This is a genomic window from Curtobacterium sp. PhB170 (assembly GCF_003752345.1).
Classification (GTDB): Bacteria; Actinomycetota; Actinomycetes; order Actinomycetales; family Microbacteriaceae; genus Curtobacterium.
Window position 1 is genome coordinate 125,181 of record NZ_RJUM01000010.1, and the last position, 18,019, is coordinate 143,199.

Annotated in this window: 19 protein-coding genes and 1 tRNA gene; 10 read left to right on the top strand and 10 right to left on the bottom strand. The window is 68.5% G+C overall.

Features of this window, described 5'->3' with window-relative positions:
* Positions 1 to 53: 53 nt before the first annotated feature.
* From EDF40_RS08370 to EDF40_RS08390, 5 genes are all read left to right on the top strand, one after another.
* Complete coding sequence (locus tag EDF40_RS08370; protein ID WP_123339179.1) at positions 54 to 2,291, top strand: hypothetical protein; 2,238 nt, start codon at positions 54 to 56, stop codon at positions 2,289 to 2,291.
* Between the two features lie 117 nt (positions 2,292 to 2,408).
* Positions 2,409 to 3,317 carry a polyphosphate kinase 2 gene (gene ppk2 / locus EDF40_RS08375; RefSeq protein WP_123339522.1) on the top strand — a complete coding sequence of 303 codons (909 nt, stop codon included), beginning with the start codon at positions 2,409 to 2,411 and terminating at the stop codon, positions 3,315 to 3,317.
* An 86-nt stretch (positions 3,318 to 3,403) separates the two neighbouring features.
* Complete coding sequence (locus tag EDF40_RS08380; protein ID WP_123339180.1) at positions 3,404 to 3,952, top strand: hypothetical protein; 549 nt, start codon at positions 3,404 to 3,406, stop codon at positions 3,950 to 3,952.
* On the top strand, positions 3,949 to 4,476 hold the full coding sequence (locus EDF40_RS08385) for a DUF6611 family protein (RefSeq protein WP_123339181.1): 528 nt from the start codon (positions 3,949 to 3,951) through the stop codon (positions 4,474 to 4,476). Before EDF40_RS08380 ends, EDF40_RS08385 begins: the two co-directional genes overlap by 4 nt.
* 68 nt (positions 4,477 to 4,544) lie before the next feature.
* Positions 4,545 to 4,964 (top strand): MauE/DoxX family redox-associated membrane protein, encoded by a 420-nt coding sequence (locus EDF40_RS08390; protein WP_123339182.1) that lies wholly within the window; start codon positions 4,545 to 4,547, stop codon positions 4,962 to 4,964.
* A 30-nt stretch (positions 4,965 to 4,994) separates the two neighbouring features.
* Here EDF40_RS08390 and EDF40_RS08395 read toward each other — a convergent pair whose 3' ends face one another.
* From EDF40_RS08395 to EDF40_RS08420, 6 genes are all read right to left on the bottom strand, one after another.
* The gene (locus EDF40_RS08395) at positions 4,995 to 5,321 is read right to left on the bottom strand and encodes a DUF6984 family protein (protein WP_123671171.1); all 327 of its coding nucleotides are present in this window, start codon (positions 5,319 to 5,321) and stop codon (positions 4,995 to 4,997) included.
* 144 nt (positions 5,322 to 5,465) lie between these two features.
* Entirely contained in the window at positions 5,466 to 5,894 is a 429-nt protein-coding gene (locus EDF40_RS08400) for a DUF4265 domain-containing protein (protein ID WP_185002912.1), read from the bottom strand.
* A 99-nt stretch (positions 5,895 to 5,993) separates the two neighbouring features.
* On the bottom strand, positions 5,994 to 6,422 hold the full coding sequence (locus tag EDF40_RS08405) for a barstar family protein (protein WP_221180456.1): 429 nt from the start codon (positions 6,420 to 6,422) through the stop codon (positions 5,994 to 5,996).
* Between the two features lie 6 nt (positions 6,423 to 6,428).
* Entirely contained in the window at positions 6,429 to 7,223 is a 795-nt protein-coding gene (locus EDF40_RS08410; protein ID WP_123339185.1) for a polyprenol monophosphomannose synthase, read from the bottom strand.
* A gap of 46 nt (positions 7,224 to 7,269) precedes the next feature.
* Positions 7,270 to 8,754, bottom strand: a complete 1,485-nt coding sequence (locus tag EDF40_RS08415; protein WP_123339186.1) for a phospholipid carrier-dependent glycosyltransferase — start codon at positions 8,752 to 8,754, stop codon at positions 7,270 to 7,272.
* 250 nt (positions 8,755 to 9,004) lie between these two features.
* A tRNA-Ser gene (locus tag EDF40_RS08420) sits at positions 9,005 to 9,094 on the bottom strand.
* Between the two features lie 143 nt (positions 9,095 to 9,237).
* Between EDF40_RS08420 and EDF40_RS08425 the strand changes: the two genes are divergently transcribed.
* Together EDF40_RS08425 and radA are read left to right on the top strand one after the other, a co-directional pair.
* Entirely contained in the window at positions 9,238 to 10,203 is a 966-nt protein-coding gene (locus EDF40_RS08425; protein ID WP_185002915.1) for an SGNH/GDSL hydrolase family protein, read from the top strand.
* Positions 10,204 to 10,213: 10 nt separating this feature from the next.
* Positions 10,214 to 11,575 (top strand): DNA repair protein RadA, encoded by a 1,362-nt coding sequence (gene radA, locus EDF40_RS08430; RefSeq protein WP_185002918.1) that lies wholly within the window; start codon positions 10,214 to 10,216, stop codon positions 11,573 to 11,575.
* A gap of 58 nt (positions 11,576 to 11,633) precedes the next feature.
* Here radA and EDF40_RS08435 read toward each other — a convergent pair whose 3' ends face one another.
* Positions 11,634 to 12,017: an SseB family protein gene (locus EDF40_RS08435; protein ID WP_123339189.1), complete on the bottom strand. Its 384-nt coding sequence runs from the start codon at positions 12,015 to 12,017 to the stop codon at positions 11,634 to 11,636.
* 281 nt (positions 12,018 to 12,298) lie between these two features.
* Between EDF40_RS08435 and EDF40_RS08440 the strand changes: the two genes are divergently transcribed.
* A complete protein-coding gene (locus EDF40_RS08440; RefSeq protein WP_017887662.1) occupies positions 12,299 to 12,508 on the top strand; it encodes a cold-shock protein in 210 nt (69 codons plus the stop codon).
* Between the two features lie 74 nt (positions 12,509 to 12,582).
* Positions 12,583 to 13,314: a DUF3800 domain-containing protein gene (locus EDF40_RS08445; protein ID WP_123339190.1), complete on the top strand. Its 732-nt coding sequence runs from the start codon at positions 12,583 to 12,585 to the stop codon at positions 13,312 to 13,314.
* A 93-nt stretch (positions 13,315 to 13,407) separates the two neighbouring features.
* On the opposite strand, the gene EDF40_RS08450 is transcribed toward EDF40_RS08445, so the two are convergent.
* Both EDF40_RS08450 and EDF40_RS08455 read right to left on the bottom strand, forming a co-directional pair.
* A complete protein-coding gene (locus EDF40_RS08450) occupies positions 13,408 to 14,076 on the bottom strand; it encodes a hypothetical protein (RefSeq protein WP_123339191.1) in 669 nt (222 codons plus the stop codon).
* Positions 14,077 to 14,140: 64 nt separating this feature from the next.
* Positions 14,141 to 14,683, bottom strand: coding sequence for an amino-acid N-acetyltransferase (locus tag EDF40_RS08455; protein WP_173170102.1), 543 nt, complete (start codon positions 14,681 to 14,683; stop codon positions 14,141 to 14,143).
* A gap of 123 nt (positions 14,684 to 14,806) precedes the next feature.
* Here EDF40_RS08455 and EDF40_RS08460 point away from each other — a divergent pair, with 123 nt between their 5' ends.
* Entirely contained in the window at positions 14,807 to 15,259 is a 453-nt protein-coding gene (locus EDF40_RS08460) for an SRPBCC family protein (RefSeq protein ID WP_123339192.1), read from the top strand.
* Between the two features lie 85 nt (positions 15,260 to 15,344).
* Here EDF40_RS08460 and EDF40_RS08465 read toward each other — a convergent pair whose 3' ends face one another.
* Positions 15,345 to 17,864, bottom strand: coding sequence for an ATP-dependent Clp protease ATP-binding subunit (locus EDF40_RS08465; protein ID WP_123339193.1), 2,520 nt, complete (start codon positions 17,862 to 17,864; stop codon positions 15,345 to 15,347).
* Between the last annotated feature and the right edge of the window lie 155 nt (positions 17,865 to 18,019).

Sequence of the window (18,019 nt, forward strand, 5' to 3'; positions counted from 1 at the left end):
GGCGGAGGGGCTGACAGGATGGGGGCACGTCCGAGACCAGGGGGAACCAGACGATGCACGACGAGCAGATCAGCGACAGCGCGCCACAGGAGTCCGCGACGAGCAAGCTGTTCGGGCCGCCGCCGGCGGGGGCGCTGGCGTTCAGCGGCACCGCCCCCGCGATCGCCTTCGCCGTGCCGGTGGTCGCCTCGGCGCTGCTGGCCGGCCTCGTCGTAGTCGTACTCGGTGGTCGCGGTGCGCTCGCGATCGTCAACGGTGCGTTCAGCACGGTCGACCCCGGCCCGACCTGGCTCGCCGTGGTCGTGACGGCCGGTGCGCTGCTCGTCCTGGGGAACGCGTTCGGGATCACCGCGGCGACGGTCGCCATGGTCGGCGCTGTCGGGTCCGCGCGGGCGGCATCGTCGGCGCGGGGTGCCTGGCGCGCTGCGGCCCGGCGGGCGCCAGCGGTGCTGCTCGCGTTCCTGGTCACAGCGCTGGTGCTCCTGATCGCCGTCGCTGCGACCGTCGCGACCGCAGTGTCGCCCTGGCTCGCCCTCGCGATCACCCTGCTCGTGTTCGTGGCGCTGGTCGTCGCGGCGCCACTGCTGATGGCGTGGCCGCAGATCGCGGTCGGTGGCACCACGTGGCGGACGGCGTTCGCGAACGCCTGGCGGACCCGTGACGTCCAGCAGTCGCCCGACGTCGAGGTCTTCCGCTCGCCGCGCCGAGCCCTGGTGACCACGGGGCTCGTCCTCGGGGTGGTCCACGTCGGCCTCGCCGCCCTGGTCGGGGTGCAGTCCCCCTCGGTCGTCACGGCGGTGCTCAGCGCGGCGATCTCGTTCCTCGTGCCCGGCGCGACCGTCCTGCTCCTGATCGCGATCGCCGTGCGAGGGGCGGCTGTCCGCTCCACGTCCGTGTGGTGGACCGCTCCCGCTGCTGCGCCGGTGCCGGTGCCAGCGGCCGCGGCAGGCTCGGCTGAGGGGTCGCCCGGCCGTCTCCGGGGCGGGGCGTTCGTGGGACTCGCGACGCTCCTCGTCCCCGCGATCGTCCTCGTGCCGACCGTGCTGGCCAACCCGTTCGGGTTCACCAGCTACTCCGCCGCCCAGACTCCGCAGATCTGGCGGGGGGCGGCGGTCACCGAGGTCGGCGCGGACACCGTGGCGCTGAGCGGACTCGGGGGTGAGGGTGCACAGGTGGACCGGTGCTCCGGCGCGACCTGTGACCCGTCGCTCGAGCCGGCGTCGATCCTCGGTACCGCGATCGCCGGCCTGCCCGACGGCGCGATGATCACCGCGCAGTGGCGTCCGGTCGAGGGGTCGGGGTCGGGATCCGACCGCTTCGAACTCGACGTCGTGCACAGCACGCCCGCCCAGCTCCACCGCTGGGCGACCGGACCGGCGACGCACGGCTTCTCGACCCCGAACGGCACCCGGACGTCCGTCGCCGGCTTCGACGTGGCCTTCCGCAGCGGTGAGTCCGTGTTCGCACGGAGCAACGCCACGCTGACCGCGGCAGCCGTCACCACCACGGGCGAGCACCCCGTCGTCGCCGGCATCGTGCGCGGTGTGTCGGGAGCAAGGGCGCAACTCTCCATCACGTTCTGCGACGACGACCTGTGCTCCACCTCGATCACCAAGCGTGTCCCGCTCGACTGGGTACCGACGTTGTCGGCATCGGGCACCCTCGGCATCACGGTCACGAAGAGCGGCACCGCGGTCGTCTCGCTCGTCGACAGCGGGCGGGACCTCGAGCTGCCGAAGCTCAGGATCGTCTCCACCACCGTCGCGGGCGAACCGCGGGTCGAGACGCCGGACATCACCACGGGGAAAGCCGACTCGTCGACCTTCGACATGACCGACGGCGCGCAGATCGGTCTCGGCACCCGCGACCGGCCGATCGTCCTCTACCGGCCCGCCGGCAGCACGACGCAGCAGCTGATCTCATGCGACGACGCTGCCTGCGGAGCCTCGACCGTCGTCGACCTGGACCTGCCGGGGGCCGACCAGCAACCTCCCGCCGTGGTCGTGGACGACACCGGCAGGCCACTCATCGCGGTCCGCAACACCGACCGGCAGTCGATCGACCTGGTGTCGTGTCTCGACCGCACGTGCTCGACGACCTGGACGAGCACCATCGCGCGGTACGTCCCGGACGAACGATCCGAGGACGGCGGTGGGTTCGCGATGGGCCTCACCGCCGACCAGACGCCGGTGCTCGCGGTGGGCGATCGTCGGGTCGGTGCCGGGAGCGCGCACCCGACCTGGGACGGCAGCGTCATCAGCTGCACCGAACGACGCTGCGGTGTCGGCTGAGCGGGACGAGCTTCACCGGGGCGACACGCGTGGTTCGGCATCCGTGGGGCTGTGCAGGACAAGATGGGCACGAGCCGACCGACGAACCGTCGATCGGTGGGCAGTGAGGGAGACACCGTGGACACAGCGCCGTACTCGCAACCACTCCGGGAGTACATCGAGCAGCTCCGGACCGAGGGCTACAGCGTCGCCGACGGGCACACTGCTGACCCGGACCTCATCGACCCGCACGGCAACCCCGTCCTGACGTGGCGCGACGACTACCCGTACGACGAGCGGCTGCCGCGCGAGGAGTACGAGTACGCGAAGTACCAGCTGCAGATCGAGCTCCTGAAGTGCCAGTACTGGCTCGAGGACACCGGCCAGAAGGTCGTCGTGCTGTTCGAGGGCCGCGACGCCGCGGGCAAGGGCGGCACCATCAAGCGGTTCACGGAGCACCTCAACCCCCGCACCTCGCGCGTGGTGGCGCTCAGCAAGCCGAGCGAGCGGGAACGCGGCGAGTGGTACTTCCAGCGCTACGTGCAGCACCTGCCGTCGGCCGGCGAGATGGTCCTGTTCGACCGCTCCTGGTACAACCGCGCCGGCGTCGAGCGGGTCATGGGGTTCTGCGACGACGCCGAGTACGAGTCGTTCATGACCCAGGTGCCGCAGTTCGAGCGGATGCTCGTCGACTCCGGCATCCACCTGACGAAGTTCTGGTTCTCGGTCACCCGCCGCGAGCAGCGCACCCGGTTCGCGATGCGGCAGCTCGACCCCGTGCGCCGGTGGAAGCTGTCCGACATCGACCTGCTGTCCCTCGACCGCTGGGAGGACTACACCGAGGCGAAGATGGCGATGTTCACCCGGACCGACAAGCGGTACGCACCGTGGACCATCGTGCGGTCGAACGACAAGAAGCGCGCCCGACTCAACGCGATGCGGTACTTCCTGACGCAGTTCGACTACCCGGACAAGGCGGTCGACGTGATCGGCAAGCCGGACCCGCTGATCGTGCGGCGCGGCAAGCGGGACGTCGACATCGAGTGAGCGGACTGTCAGGAGTCGTCACTCGGGCGTAGGGGTTCCGTCAGGGCACCTTCCCCCTTGCCTGTCCGCGCGGGAACGTGTCCGGTGTGACACTGACAGCGATCATGCCGACGCTCCGCGCGTCCCTGTCGGATCCGATGGACCCGGTCCTGTGGCCGGCCCACACCGTGGCGACCACCGACGACCTGGTGGTCGCCGCGATCTCGATGGTCCGGCTCGCCGACCTGACCGGCACCCCGAGCGTGCACACCGCGGAGCAGTCGCCGCCGCGCTACCGCCCCCGCGGCTGGACCCCTCGAGACGTCAGCGTCGCGGTCGCGTCGGTCACCCGGGTCCGACGGCCGCGCACCGGGGTGGTGCTCCTGGAACTGGACGCGGTCCTGCCGACCTGCGCCGTGCTCGACCAGGTGCGCCTGATCGGACGCCGGAGCACCGCTCCCCTCGCCACGATGTACGTCGTCACCCGATGTGACGGTCAGGCCGACGGTCCGTTCCACCGCCTCCCGGCTCCGCTGCCGGCCGACGTCCGCGATGGTGACCTGGTCTGCTTCCCCTGCCTCACGACCGTCCGGCACCGGGACGTCGTCAGCACGGCCGTGCCCGTCCGCGCCGAGCTCCTGCCGGTGGAGCGGTGACCACGGCGACGTCGGTCCGCGACCGCCTGATCGACGGGCCGCACCTGTGGGGCCGGTACACGATCCGGCCGGTGGGACGCACGATGTGGACCTCGCGGACACTCGTCGTGTTCCCACCCGGGACGAACACGAGCGAACGCCTGCTGCTCCGGGCATGGCACGTCTGGCCCGCCGTCGGGGTGTTCACCGCGCTCGTGGTCGTGGTCGTCGCCGTCTCGGTACCGGCGGCGGGCATGCCCGTCGGACTCGCGCTGTACGCCGCGGGGTTCGCGGTGCTCGCGCGGGCCACCAGACGACTGCGGCCACGGGTGCGCTCGATCACCGTGACCACGTTCCTGGGCAACGGTCGGCCGGAGGTGTACGGCGACGAGCGGCTCCTCGCCGGCTCGCTCGACGCGCTTTCGATCCTGGAGCGGGCGGTGCGGGCGCACCGACTCGCGCCCGTCGACTTCGAGCTCGTGTGGGCCGATGTCTGGGCCGCGCTGCCGGAAGAGCGTCCTCGTGCGAGGGCGATGCCGTGTTAGGTTGTGCGCAATTCAATTGCGCACAACCGGGCACCCGTGTCCGGCACCCCTCGAAAGGCCCCCGCCCGATGACCTCCCGCCCCCGCACTCCCCGCTCGACCAAGCCCCGCACCGTCGTCCGCATCCTGCTGGGTGCCGCCATGACCTGGGCCGGCATCAGCCACCTCACGGTCGCACGTCAGGAGTTCCGGGCACAGGTGCCGGAGTTCGTCCCCCTGGACCCGGACGTCACGGTCCTGGCCTCGGGCATCGCCGAGATCTCCCTTGGTGCCGCACTGATGCTGCTGGTCCGCCGGCAGGCCACCGTCGGGTGGGTCGCCGCGGTGTTCTTCACCGCGATCTTCCCGGGCAACATCGCCCAGTGGATGCACCACCGTGACGGCTTCGGCCTGGACACGGACACCAAGCGGTTCGTCCGGCTCCTGTTCCAGCCCGTGCTGATCGCCGTCGCGCTGTGGGCGACGAACGCACTGCGCAAGCGGCGCTGAGCTGGACTCCCGCAGCGGGCCATCGGCACCTCAGCGGGAGGGATCGCGCAGACCCACGATCCTCGAGTCGTCTGCCTTCCAGAGGTCGAGTTCTTGCATACGACCTCGCGGGTCGAAGGTCAGGAACGCAGTGATCGAAACGCCATCGACGTCGTCGAAGGTGAACATGTCGGAGTGGAAACCCCGTTCACCGGACGAGACTGGCTTCTCGAAGCGAAGGCACTCTGATTCGTCGTACCGAGCGACCAGCGCGGTGGACAGGTCGGTGGGAGCGGGCTTCGCGTCCTGCGGCATGCAGTGCGCCAGCAACCAGCGGATCAGGTCCGATTCGGCGGTCGTGAGACCTCGTGCTGCCAAGTCTCATCGCCTTCCCTGCGTGAACGGCTCACGCTCACGCGCTCCGCGCACCGCCGCGGAGATCAGGTCCGCCTCAAGCCGTGGCCCGCGCTGGTCTCAGCGCACCAACGCGACGGTGATGAGGTTCCCGAATACGGCTGCAATTCACCCTCCATCTGTCCACCCGGTCTCGTACACCAGAAGTCCTTCCTGCTCGAGCTCATCCAGCTCAGCTCGAACGCGTTGCAGCAGGTCGCGTCCAGGTACTGCGAACGCGACGAGTCGCCATGTGGTCTCGACTGGCGCGTGGATGCTCTCGATGAGACTCCGGATCGCCGATGCTCCGCGATCCTGTTGGAGGAGCACGCGGAGCACCCAGTAGTCGCTCCGCTCGAGCACCCGCGCCGGGGTCCAACCGAACCCTTCCCGATCAACGAGTTCCACGACGTCGCCAAGAGCGTAGCCGTGATGGTAGAACGGCACGCAGCACAGTCGGAAGCGCTGTTCAGGCAGGCGCTCGAACACGAGTTGTTCATAGCGAAGCAGCGAATCTGGGTCGTCCTCGAGTTCGACGTTCGCGACGAAGTCGACCAAGGGTGCCCAGGCGGGCTTTGGGTGCAGCGCCCACGCTTCTGATCGAGCGCTCAACACCATGTCAATTCCCCGTGACGGCGCAACGCGGCGAAGATGCTCTCACTCGGCGCGCCATGAAGAACATTGACCCTCGAGGAGGGCAGCGAAGGCCGTCGAGATGCGGCCACTCGAATTTCCGCCAAGGTGCATCGTGAGCGCACGCTGCCATTCCGTACCCGCTCGAAGGACATCGACGAAGATGTCCAATTCTCGCTCGGGATCGCTCACGAGGAGCTGGTCCGCGTTCTCCACCACCAGGTTGACGTGCGCATCCGGCAACCACGTCAGATCGTGAACGCACTCCTCGAGCGCATCCCAGTTCGCGCCGTAGTACGGCGGAAACTGAAGTGCCACCCCGATCTCACGAAGGAAATCGGCGCGCGTGCGACAGCGTTTCCCATCGAGCCGCAGGGAGACCTCCCCCTCGGACTCGATCGGACCGCCGAGTTCCACCTTCAGTGCTTTCAGCTTCTCCCGCCCCATCGGCATGGCGCGTCACTCCCGAGGCGCAGGGCTGGCGTGCGCGTTGGTGCGCACGGACGGCAGCTTCCGGTGGTCCTTGACCAGCGAACGGGTCTCGCGGATGCGGCGGTCGATGCCCCACTTCGTCACGAGGGCCAGGCTCTCGCGCACGATGTTGCCGCTCATCTTCGAGACACCGAACTCCCGCTCCGTGAACGTGATCGGGGTCTCCACGACCCGCAGACCGGCCTCGAGGGCACGCCAGCACAGGTCGACCTGGAAGCAGTAGCCCTTCGAGGCGACGCCGGCCAGGTCGATCCGCTCGAACGCCTGCGAGGTGAAGACCCGGAACCCACCGGTGGCGTCGCGGACGGCGATGCCGAGGGCCAGGCGCGTGTAGAGGTTCCCGCCACGGGAGAGCAGTTCGCGGTACCAGGGCCAGTTCTCGACCTTGCCGCCCTTGATCCAGCGGGACCCGAGCACGAGGTCGTTCGTGTCCGCGAGCTCGAGCATCCACGGCAGGTACTCGGGGTGGTGCGACCCGTCGGCGTCCATCTCGACGAGCTTGGCGTAGCCGTGCTCGAGGCCCCACGCGAACCCGGACAGGTACGCGCCGCCGAGGCCGTCCTTCACCGTGCGGTGCATGACGTGCACCCGGTCGGACTCGCGGGCGATCGCGTCGGCGATGTCACCGGTGCCGTCGGGCGAGTTGTCGTCGACGACGAGCACGTGGACTCCGTCGTCCGTCGCGGCGAGCGTGCGCTCGACGATGGGACGGACGTTCTCCGCCTCGTCGTAGGTCGGGATGATGACCAGGGTCTCGCTCATGGTCGTTGGTCCGCGTTCACGCCAGGAAGAGTACCGGGCACACGCCTCAGTGCGACTGAGTGGATTCGGTGCGCGCAGGTGAGGGTTCGAGCACACCACCACGTTCCTGGAGAGCGCCGCCCTTCGGGATCCACACTTGCAGCTCGTCGACGGTGAAGTACTCGAGGTCGTCACGGTGGGCACGGAGGAAAGAGGAGACGCCTGGTTTCATCGGGAAGCGGCTGTCGACGCCCTGGACGACGGCGGTGATGTCGTCGGCGTCGGGCTCCCAGGTGCCCCGCGGGAAGAAGTAGGGCTTCCACGCGACGAAGTTGTACCCGCCGAACAGGATGGTGCCGCCGTCGACTCCGCGGGCGCGCAGCTCCGCGTCGAGCCTTGCGATGCCAGCCGGACGGGCGTGGGCAACCGCGGCGCCGAGCCGGACCACCGGGGCGACGGCGAGGAGGAGCACCAGGCCCACGCCCGCGACCCGCAGGGTGGCCTGGCGCCGGCCGGGACTTCGCGCCGGCCAGCCCGCGCGACCGAAGCCGACACCGGCGAGGGCGATGAGGAGCGGCATCCATGCGTAGTAGTAGTGGGCCAGCGCAACGTCGGACGAGGTCAGGAACGCGACTTGCGCGCCGAGGCCGATGCTCAAGTACGCCACCAGGCGGTCGGGTCGGAACACGAAGGCCGCGACGAGGCCGATGATCAGGACCAGCACGATCCAGCGGCTCGTGCCCTGCGAGAAGTACACGAAGTTCGCCCACCACGGGGCGAACTGGTACTCGCGCCCGAGCAGTTCGATCGTGTGGCCGGTTGTCGAGTGCTCCGTCTGGAACTGGAGCATGTGGAGGAAGCCTCGTTCGAACCCCACTGGCGCGTACAGCAGGACGAAGGCGATGACGAACGTCCCAGCGGCGATGAGCCCGCCGGTGAGCAGGTCCGACCACCGGCGGAACAGGATCGGCAACGCGATGATCGCGATCACGAGCACCGCCGAGGTCACCTTCGAGGTCACCGACAGCGCGAGCAGCAATCCGGACGCGCTGGCCCAGAACCACCGTCGGCGATCGGAACCGTTGATCCACCGCCACGCCGCGTACATCGCTGCCACGGCGAAGAACACCATGACCGGTTCGAGCAGGGCGGTGCGGTCCATCCTCGTCGCCACGCCGGAGCCCGGGTCTGACCAGGCGATCCCGTTCGCCCGCGGGGTGAGCCACCAGAACGCAGCGGTGATCAGTGCCGCCCAGAACCCAACGGATCGCCGGAACCACAGGAAGAAGATGAGTCCGGTGCCGAACGAGGCAGTCGCGGCGACGTACCGCGGACCGAGCGGCCCCGGTGCCCCGAGCACGACTTCGGCGAGTCCGAACAGGTACTTCGCGGTCGGCGGGTGCTCGAGGTTCCGGATGAAGACGCCGTGCAGGTACTCCCACCCCGAGACCACGTACACGTCTTCGTCGACGTCCACGCGCTGCCGACCGACGTGCCAGTAGGCGAAGACCAATGCTGCGACGACCACGATGGTGAACGCGATGACGCGCACGGTCTGAGGACGGTCAAGCGATCGGCGAGCACCATGAGAGACCGTCACGGACGACAATTCTCACACATGCGGTCCGCCGACGCCGTCAACCGTTGGGGCATCCACACCTGCACCCCTGAGTCTTGCCGCACGAGGGAAGAGCGTGACCACCGTCATCATCGACGAAGGCCCCCGGGATGCTCCCGGGGGCCTTCGTCGTGGGGTTCACGAATCCCGAGAATGTCTTCATCGAGATCCGTGAATCGCCCTGTGGCGGTACCGGTGGGATTTGAACCCACGGTGGAGTTGCCCCCACACATGTTTTCGAGACATGATCCTTCGGCCGCTCGGACACGGTACCGGGAAAGAGTTTACACGATCCGGGAGGCCCGTCACGCCACCCGACGTCGGCTCGCCCTCCACAGGCGGTCACCTCCACGGCTCTTCCCACACCCACAGGCCGCCCACGTCGTCGACTCGGCCTGCGGGCGTACCGTCCACGACATGAAGACCCGCACGCTCATCGCACTCCTGACGTCCGTCCTCGGTGGGGCTGGTGTCCTCGGGGCAGCCGCCGTCGGGGCCCGGGCCGGCGTCAAGGGCCAGCGGGCGGCCGCGCAACGGGTGGTCGACATGCTGCCGATCCACGCCGACTGGTGGCACGAGCGACAGCAGCACGAGGGGCAGCTCCTGTACGTGGCGATCGGCGACTCGGCGGCCCAGGGCGTCGGCGCGACGGTGCCGTCGCGCGGGTACGTGGGTCTGTTGGCGCGCCGGATCCGGCATCGTTCCCACGAGTCGGTGCGGGTCGTGAACCTGAGCGTCTCGGGCTCGACGACCTGGGGTGCCAAGCGCGACCAGTTGCCGAAGCTCCGGCAGTACACACCCGACATCTGCACGGTGTCGATCGGGGCGAACGACATCGCGGACTTCGACCCGGACAAGTTCGAGCGGAACATCCGGGCGATCTACGGCGCGGTGCCGTCGCACGCTGTGGTGGCCGAGCTGCCGTGCATGTTCGTGCCGGACCGCGAGCGCAAGGTGGCGGTGGCGAACGAGATCGTGCACCGTGTGGCCGCCGAGTTCGGGCTGACCGTGGCGCCGCTGCACACGATCACGAAGCGGGTCGGGGTGCGCCGCACGTTCTTCAACAGCTACGGCGACCTGTTCCACCCGAACGACCGGGGGTACGAGGTCTGGGCGAGCGCGTTCGAGCCGGCGGTCGACGCCCGGGCGGACACGGTCGCGGCGATCCGGCACTACCTCTCCGCGCGTGAGGCGGAGAACCTCGGGCGTGAGGCCGGAGCGGTCGCGAACGCACGTGCCGAGCAGGACACCGACGGTGCCGAGGCACTCGACCACGCCAACCGCCCGAGTCCCGTCGAACGGATCCGCAACCGGATGACGGGTTCGATCGCCCTTCCCGACGAGCCGGTGCACCGCTCAGGCGATGTCGGCGGCACGGCCTAGCCTCGACGACATGGCGCGCCCGCAGTCCCTCTACCGATGCACCGAGTGCGGCTGGACCAGTGTCAAGTGGGTCGGCCGGTGCGGCGAGTGCCAGACCTGGGGCACGGTCGAGGACTCCTCGGCGGTCTCGGCGAGCACTCGTGGCACCGCAGCTGTGGCCGTCACCGGCGCCCGAGCCGCGCGGCCCATCACCGAAGCCCGCGGCACGACGGTGCAGCGCTGGCAGACCGGCATCGGCGAGTTCGACCGCGTGCTCGGCGGCGGGGTCGTCCCCGGCGCAGCTGTCCTGCTGTCCGGCGAACCCGGCGTCGGCAAGTCCACGCTCCTGCTCGAGGTCGCTTCGCGCGCGGCGGCGTCCGGCAAACGCGTCCTCTACGTCAGCGCGGAAGAGTCCGTCGACCAGGTCCGGCTCCGCGCCGAGCGCACCGGGGCGATGCACGACGACCTCTACCTGGCGAGCGAGGTCGACCTCGGCGTCATCATCGGCCAGATCGACCAGGTCAAGCCAGACCTGCTCATCGCCGACTCCGTCCAGACCATCTCGTCCAGCTCGATCGACGGCATCGCGGGTGGGACGTCCCAGGTGCGCGAGGTCGCCTCGACCCTGATCCGCATCGCGAAGGACCGCGCCCTCCCCGTCCTGATCGTCGGCCACGTCACGAAGGACGGCACGATCGCCGGGCCGCGCCTGCTCGAGCACCTGGTCGACGTCGTCTGCCACTTCGAGGGCGACCGGCAGACCGCGCTCCGCTTCGTCCGGGCGCTGAAGAACCGCTTCGGCCCCACGGACGAGGTCGGGTGCTTCGACATGGGCGGCGACGGCATCCACGAGGTCCCCGACCCCAGCGGCCTCTTCATGTCCAAGAACGCGACCCCGGTGTCCGGCACGTGCGTGACCGTGGCGCTCGAGGGGCGCCGGGCACTCCCGGTGGAGGTCCAGGCGCTCATCGTCCCGAGCTCCGCACCGCAGCCCCGTCGGGTCGTGAACGGCGTCGATGCCTCACGCGTGGCGATGCTGCTCGCGGTGCTCGAACGCCGAGCCGGCCTCAAGCTCTCCGATGCCGACGTCTACGTCTCGACGGTGGGCGGCATGAAGCTCACCGAACCCGGCGCCGACCTGGCGATCGCTCTGGCCCTGGCGAGTGCGGCACGTGACCGCCCGTACCCGCACACACTCGCGGCCATCGGCGAGATCAGCCTCGCCGGCGAGATCCGTCCGGCCACGGGCACGAAGCAGCGCCTGAACGAGGCCACCCGCCTCGGGTTCACGACGGTGCTCGGCTCGGACTCCGGGCACCTGCGCGAAGCACTGCGTGTGGCGTTCTCGATGACGCAGTCAGCTCGCGAGCGCGAGCTCGACCGCGCGTTCTGAGCCGACGGCCCACCACGGACAGCCCGACGGCCCCCCGCGGACAACCCGACGGCCAGTCCTAAGCGCGCAATGCGGCCAGCAGGTCCCCCGGCGTCGCCTGCATGGTGTTCGGCCCGGCGATGTCGAAGAACACGCCCTCGAGCATGTCGAGGTGGGCGGCGAGGAACTCTTCGAGTCGCGGTCCGTCGTAGACCATGACCTGCCGGATCTTCTCGTCCGGCACCATCGCCGTGTAGGCGTCCGCCGACGAGAACAGCAGCAGAACGCGCTTCTCGGAGCCTTCGCGCCCGAAGACCCGCACCTGCATGTCCTTCTTGCCGGTCACGAGCCGGGGGACGATCACGATGTCGTTGCGCAGCGCGAACGCCACCGCAGCGACGTCCTGCTTCGCGAGGGCTTCCTCGAGTTGTTCACTCCGGAAGCGCTGTTCCTTGTCTGCCATCTGAGCAATTCCACCAGATTTTCGTCGTTCAGTGACGCACGGGTAGCCAGTCGGCCCAGAGCACGCTAGCCTGATGGAACCGCTTCGGCGGCGCTCAACGTTCGGGCGAGGTGGTTTGCCCCTCAACTCGGACTACCAGGGTCACTGGCCATCAGGCCTGACCCCGAACCCGTCCCGCCGGCACCTGCCCGCGTGGCGCATCACCCCCGTCGACGTACGTCGGGGCTCCGCAGGTGCGATCGCACCATGGCGGAACGCAAGAAAGCTAAGGAAACGCCATCATGGCATCTACCGGTACCGTCAAGTGGTTCAACAACGAAAAGGGCTTCGGCTTCATCGCCCCGGACGACGGAAGCGCTGACGTCTTCGCGCACTTCTCCGCGATCGCCGGCAACGGCTACAAGTCGCTGGAGGAGAACCAGAAGGTGGAGTTCGACATCACCGAGGGCCGCAAGGGCCCGCAGGCGGAGAACATCACCGTCCTCGGCTGATCGCATCAGCTTCGAACGGCCCCGTCGTCCTCTGGACGGCGGGGCCGTTTGCTGTCCACTGATATGTTGGACCGGTGCGCAGTGGATACATCGTCTACGTCGACGAAAGCGGAGATCACAGTCTCACGCGCATCAATCCGGACTACCCGATGTTCGTGCTCGCGTTCTGCATCTTCCCCGTCGACGTCTACGTCGACCGGATCGTTCCGCTCGTCCAACGCCTCAAGTTCGACTTCTTCAACCACGACATGGTCGTCCTCCACGAGCGGGAGATGCGTCAGTCAGCTCCGCCGTTCGACATCCTCCTGAACGCCTCCGTCCGCAGCGACTTCATGGCAAGAGTCGACGCCGTGTTCGATGAGCGCTTCGGGGTGGTTGCATCCGCCATCCGGAAGCACGAGTTCGTCCGCCGGGTCGGGGAGGACACGAGTCCGTACCACGTCGCGCTCGAGTTCGGGCTCGAACGGGTCTTCTTGCAGCTCCAGGATCGAGGAGCGTCCCGGTGCGAGACGTTCGTGGTCTTCGAGAGTCGGGGCCGCTCCGAGGACCGGGAGCTGGAGGCCGAGTTCGACCGAATCATGAGCACCACGAAGATGCGCGGGATGGCCGAGACCTTCCGTTTCAAGATCGCGAGCAAGCAGACGAACAGTGCCGGGCTCCAGATCGCCGATCTCGTCGCTCGTCCGATCGGCACACATCTCCTCAAGCCCGAGCAGCCCAACCGCGCGTGGGACCGGATCCTCGAGCGCATGCCGAAGTCGCCGTCTGGTTCGGTGAAGGGCTGGGGCCTGAAGGTGTACCCGTGAAAGCGAGAACCCCCGGGGGTTCCGGGGGTTCGACGCCGATCGGGCATTCCCAATCCACTTGGATCGAGGCTACCAGCCCGCGCGACGCCCGGGCTACTGCAGGATGAACTGCACCGAGGCCTTCGACTCGAGGTTCCCCACCTCGACCTGCAGGTGGTAGCTCGCCCCGTCGGCCGAGACCGCCGGGCGGGACGCATCGCACGTCGTGGTGGAGGACCGGGTGCGGTCCCAGGCGATCGCGGGCGTGGTCAGGGTCTGCCCGGACTTGATCGTGACGTCCTGGTTCGTGCCGCCGGTCTGGCAGTCCTTCGACGACCAGTACTGTTCCTCGCCCGAGCTGATCGTCAGCACCTGCTGCGCTGACCCGAGGTCGAGGTGGCACGAGTTCATGCCGGTGTTCTTGATCGACATGGCGATCTTCGGGTCCTCGGTGGGGCCGTACGCCTCCTTGTCGAGCACGGGCGTCAGGACGACCTGGTCCTTGCTGCACGTCGACCCGTCGGCAGCGCCGGACCCAGACGCCGACGCAGATGCCGACGCCGAACGGGACGGGGCAGCGGACGACGTACCACCGGCCGAAGCCGGGGCCGAAGCGGACGGCGAGGACGTGGGCGCTGCCGTCGGGGTCGACGCGCTCCCCCGTCCGACGACGATGAGCACGATCACCACGACGATGATCACGAGTGCGCCGAGCACGGCTGCACGACGGCGCCAGTACACGACCGGCTTCTCGGGCCCGACGGGGTGACGCAACGACGACATGCGCACAGGGTAGACAACCGTGGATGCCCGGTGCGGGACCCCCGCCGGGTGCCGCGCGAAAGCGTCAGAGGATCTTCAGCATGCGGGTGTTGCCGAGGGTGTTCGGCTTGACCCGGGCGAGATCGAGGAACTCCGCGACCCCTTCGTCCGACGACCGCACCAGCTCGGCGTAGACCGCCGGTTCGACGACCTGCTCGCCGATCTCCAGGTAGCCGTGCTTCGCGAAGAAGTCGACCTCGAACGTCAGGCAGAAGATCCGCGCGACGCCGAGTTCGCGGCCGTCGTGTTCGAGCGCCTCGAGCATCCGGTGTCCGACGCGCTTGTGGATCCAGTCGGCGTCGAGGGCGAGCGTGCGCACCTCGGCGATGTCGTCCCAGAAGACGGCGAGGGCACCACAGCCGATCGGGACGCCGTCGGGACCCTCGGCGATCCGGAACTGCTGGATCGAGCCGTACAGCGCGACGTTCTCCTTGCCGAGCAGGATGCGCCGGTCGACGTAGGGGGCGATGAGCCGCTGGATGTGCGGGACGTCCGAGGCGAGTGCCGGACGCACCAGGATCCCGTGCTCGTCACGTTCGTGGAACGCGTGCTTCCCGTGCTCTGTCATCCCGACAACCCTAGACCGCGCCGGAGGGCAACCGAAGCCCCGTGCGCGGACGAGCGGCACCCGACCGCTCCGGGGGACACCCCGCTGTACTGCGCCCAGGCGTGGCCGCCTACCGTCCACACCATGCCTCAGATCATCGAAACCGTCGACGTCAACGTCCCCGTCTCCGCAGCGTACGGTCAGTGGACCCGCTTCGAGGAGTTCCCGCACTTCCTCGACGAGGTCGAGAAGATCGTCCAGGTCGACGACAAGACCACCGACTGGACCGTGAAGGTCGCCGGCCAGGAGCGTGAGTTCCGCGCCGTCATCACCGAGCAGCACCCCGACGAGCGGGTCGCCTGGGCCGTCAAGGACGGCGAGACCGACCACGCCGGCGTCGTCACCTTCCACAAGCTGTCCGACAACGAGACGCGCGTGACCGCGCAGATCGACTGGGAGCCCTCCGGCTTCCTCGAGAAGCTCGGCGCTGCGGTCGGCGTCGGTGGCCACGCCATCAAGAAGGACCTGCAGAACTACAAGGAGCGCGTCGAGTCGGCTCCGACCGACACGGGCTGGCGCGGCGACGTGCAGGCGTGATCACGGCCTGACACGTCCGCACGCGGACAGACGGGAGGCCCGGTGCCAGCTGGCACCGGGCCTCCCGTCTGTCTGGTGTCGGGTCCTAGGACTCGATCTCGCCCTGGGGCGCGTCGGGCGCGGTCTCGACCGCGGCTGCGCCGGCGAGGACCTCTTCGCGGCCCGGCTGACGCCCGGTCTCGAAGTGGAACGCACCGTCGACGAAGTCGACCTTCACGTGGTCACCGGCGGTGAGCTCACCCTGCAGGATGTGCTCGGACAGCTGGTCCTCGACCTCGTGCTGCATCGCGCGACGCAGCGGGCGTGCACCGAGGGACGGGTCGAACCCGACCTTGATGAGCTGCTCCTTGGCGGGGAGGGTGAGCTCCACCGTCATGTCGCGGTCGAGCAGACGGTCGGCCAGGCGCTTCACGAACAGGTCCACGATCTGCAGCAGCTCAGGCTGCGACAGCTGCGGGAACACGATCGTGTCGTCGACGCGGTTCAGGAACTCCGGCTTGAAGTGCTTCTTGAGCTCCTCGTTGACCTTGCCGCGCATGCGGTCGTAGCCGACGGCCGAGTCACCCTCGACCTGGAAGCCCACCGGTCCACCGGCGATGCCCTGCGAACCGAGGTTCGTGGTCATGATGATGACGGTGTTCTTGAAGTCGACCACGCGGCCCTGGCCGTCGGTGAGACGGCCTTCCTCGAGCACCTGCAGCAGCGAGTTGAAGATGTCCGGGTGGGCCTTCTCGATCTCGTCGAACAGGACCACGGAGAACGGCTTGCGGCGCACCTTCTCGGTGAGCTGGCCGCCCTCCTCGAAGCCGACGAACCCGGGAGGGGCACCGAACAGACGCGAGACGGTGTGCTTCTCACCGAACTCCGACATGTCGAGGGAGATCAGTGCGCCCTCGTCGTCGAACAGGAACTCGGCGAGCGCCTTGGCGAGCTCGGTCTTGCCGACGCCCGTGGGCCCGGCGAAGATGAACGAGCCCGAGGGGCGGTTCGGGTCCTTCAGACCGGCACGGGTCCGGCGGATGGTCTTGGACAGGGCCGAGATGGCTTCTTCCTGACCGATGACCCGCTGGTGCAGTGCCTTCTCCATGAAGACGAGACGCGAGGTCTCCTCTTCGGTGAGCTTGAACACCGGGATGCCCGTGGCCTGCGCCAGGACCTCGGCGATGATGCCCTCGTCGACGGTGCCGGACGCGGCGACGTCACCGGCACGCCACTGCTTCTCGAGGCGGAGACGCTCGCCCAGGAGCTTCTTTTCCTCGTCACGCAGGCTGGCGGCCTTCTCGAAGTCCTGCTCCTCGATGGCGGCTTCCTTCTGCCCGCGGACCGTCGAGATCTTCTCGTCGAACTCGCGGAGCTCCGGGGGCGCCGACAGGATCGAGAGGCGCAGGCGTGCGCCGGCCTCGTCGATCAGGTCGATGGCCTTGTCCGGCAGGAAGCGGTCCTGCACGTAGCGGTCCGCCAGGTTGGCGGCCGAGACGATCGCACCGTCGGTGATGGACACCTTGTGGAACGCCTCGTACTTGTCGCGCAGGCCCTTGAGGATGTTGATCGTGTGCGGCAGCGACGGCTCGTTGACCTGCACCGACTGGAAGCGACGCTCGAGTGCTGCGTCCTTTTCGAAGTGCTTGCGGTACTCGTCGAGCGTGGTGGCACCGATGGTCTGGAGCTCACCGCGGGCGAGGAGGGGCTTGAGGATCGACGCGGCGTCGATCGCGCCTTCGGCAGCGCCGGCACCGACGAGCGTGTGGATCTCGTCGATGAAGACGATGATGTCGCCGCGGGTGCGGATCTCCTTCGTGACCTTCTTCAGGCGCTCCTCGAAGTCACCGCGGTAGCGGGACCCGGCGATGAGCGATCCGAGGTCGAGCGAGTAGAGCTGCTTGTCCTTCAGCGTCTCGGGCACGTCGCCCTTGACGATCGCCTGGGCGAGGCCCTCGACGACGGCGGTCTTGCCGACGCCGGGCTCACCGATCAGGACGGGGTTGTTCTTCGAACGGCGGGAGAGGATCTGCATGACCCGCTCCATCTCCTTCTCGCGCCCGATGACGGGGTCGAGCTTGCCGTCGCGCGCGGCCTGGGTGAGGTTCCGACCGAACTGGTCGAGGACCTGCGAACCCTGCTGCGCGTTCTGCTGCTGCTCGCCGCCGACGGCGACCGCTTCCTTGCCCTGGTAGCCGGACAGGAGCTGGATGACCTGCTGGCGGACCCGGTTGAGGTCGGCGCCGAGCTTCACGAGCACCTGGGCTGCGACGCCCTCGCCCTCGCGGATCAGGCCGAGCAGGATGTGCTCGGTCCCGATGTAGTTGTGGCCGAGCTGCAGCGCCTCGCGCAGGGACAGCTCGAGCACCTTCTTGGCACGCGGCGTGAACGGGATGTGCCCGGTCGGCTGCTGCTGACCCTGGCCGATGATGTCCTGGACCTGCTCGCGGACGGCGTCGAGCGAGATGCCGAGCGACTCCAGCGCCTTGGCAGCAACGCCCTCGCCCTCGTGGATCAGGCCGAGGAGGATGTGCTCGGTGCCGATGTAGTTGTGGTTGAGCATCTTCGCTTCTTCTTGAGCGAGGACGACAACACGACGGGCTCGGTCGGTGAATCTCTCGAACATGTGCTCTCCCTTGGCCCTTTCTGACGGAGCCGACAGCTGGTCCGGTCTCGTCTGAGTCCGGTCACGTACTCCGAGAGTAACCAGCGCTCCCCGTGCGGGCTGCCCCTGTTCGCCGTGGGCGTGACCTCACTGCGCGATGTGCGCAGTGAGCGAAC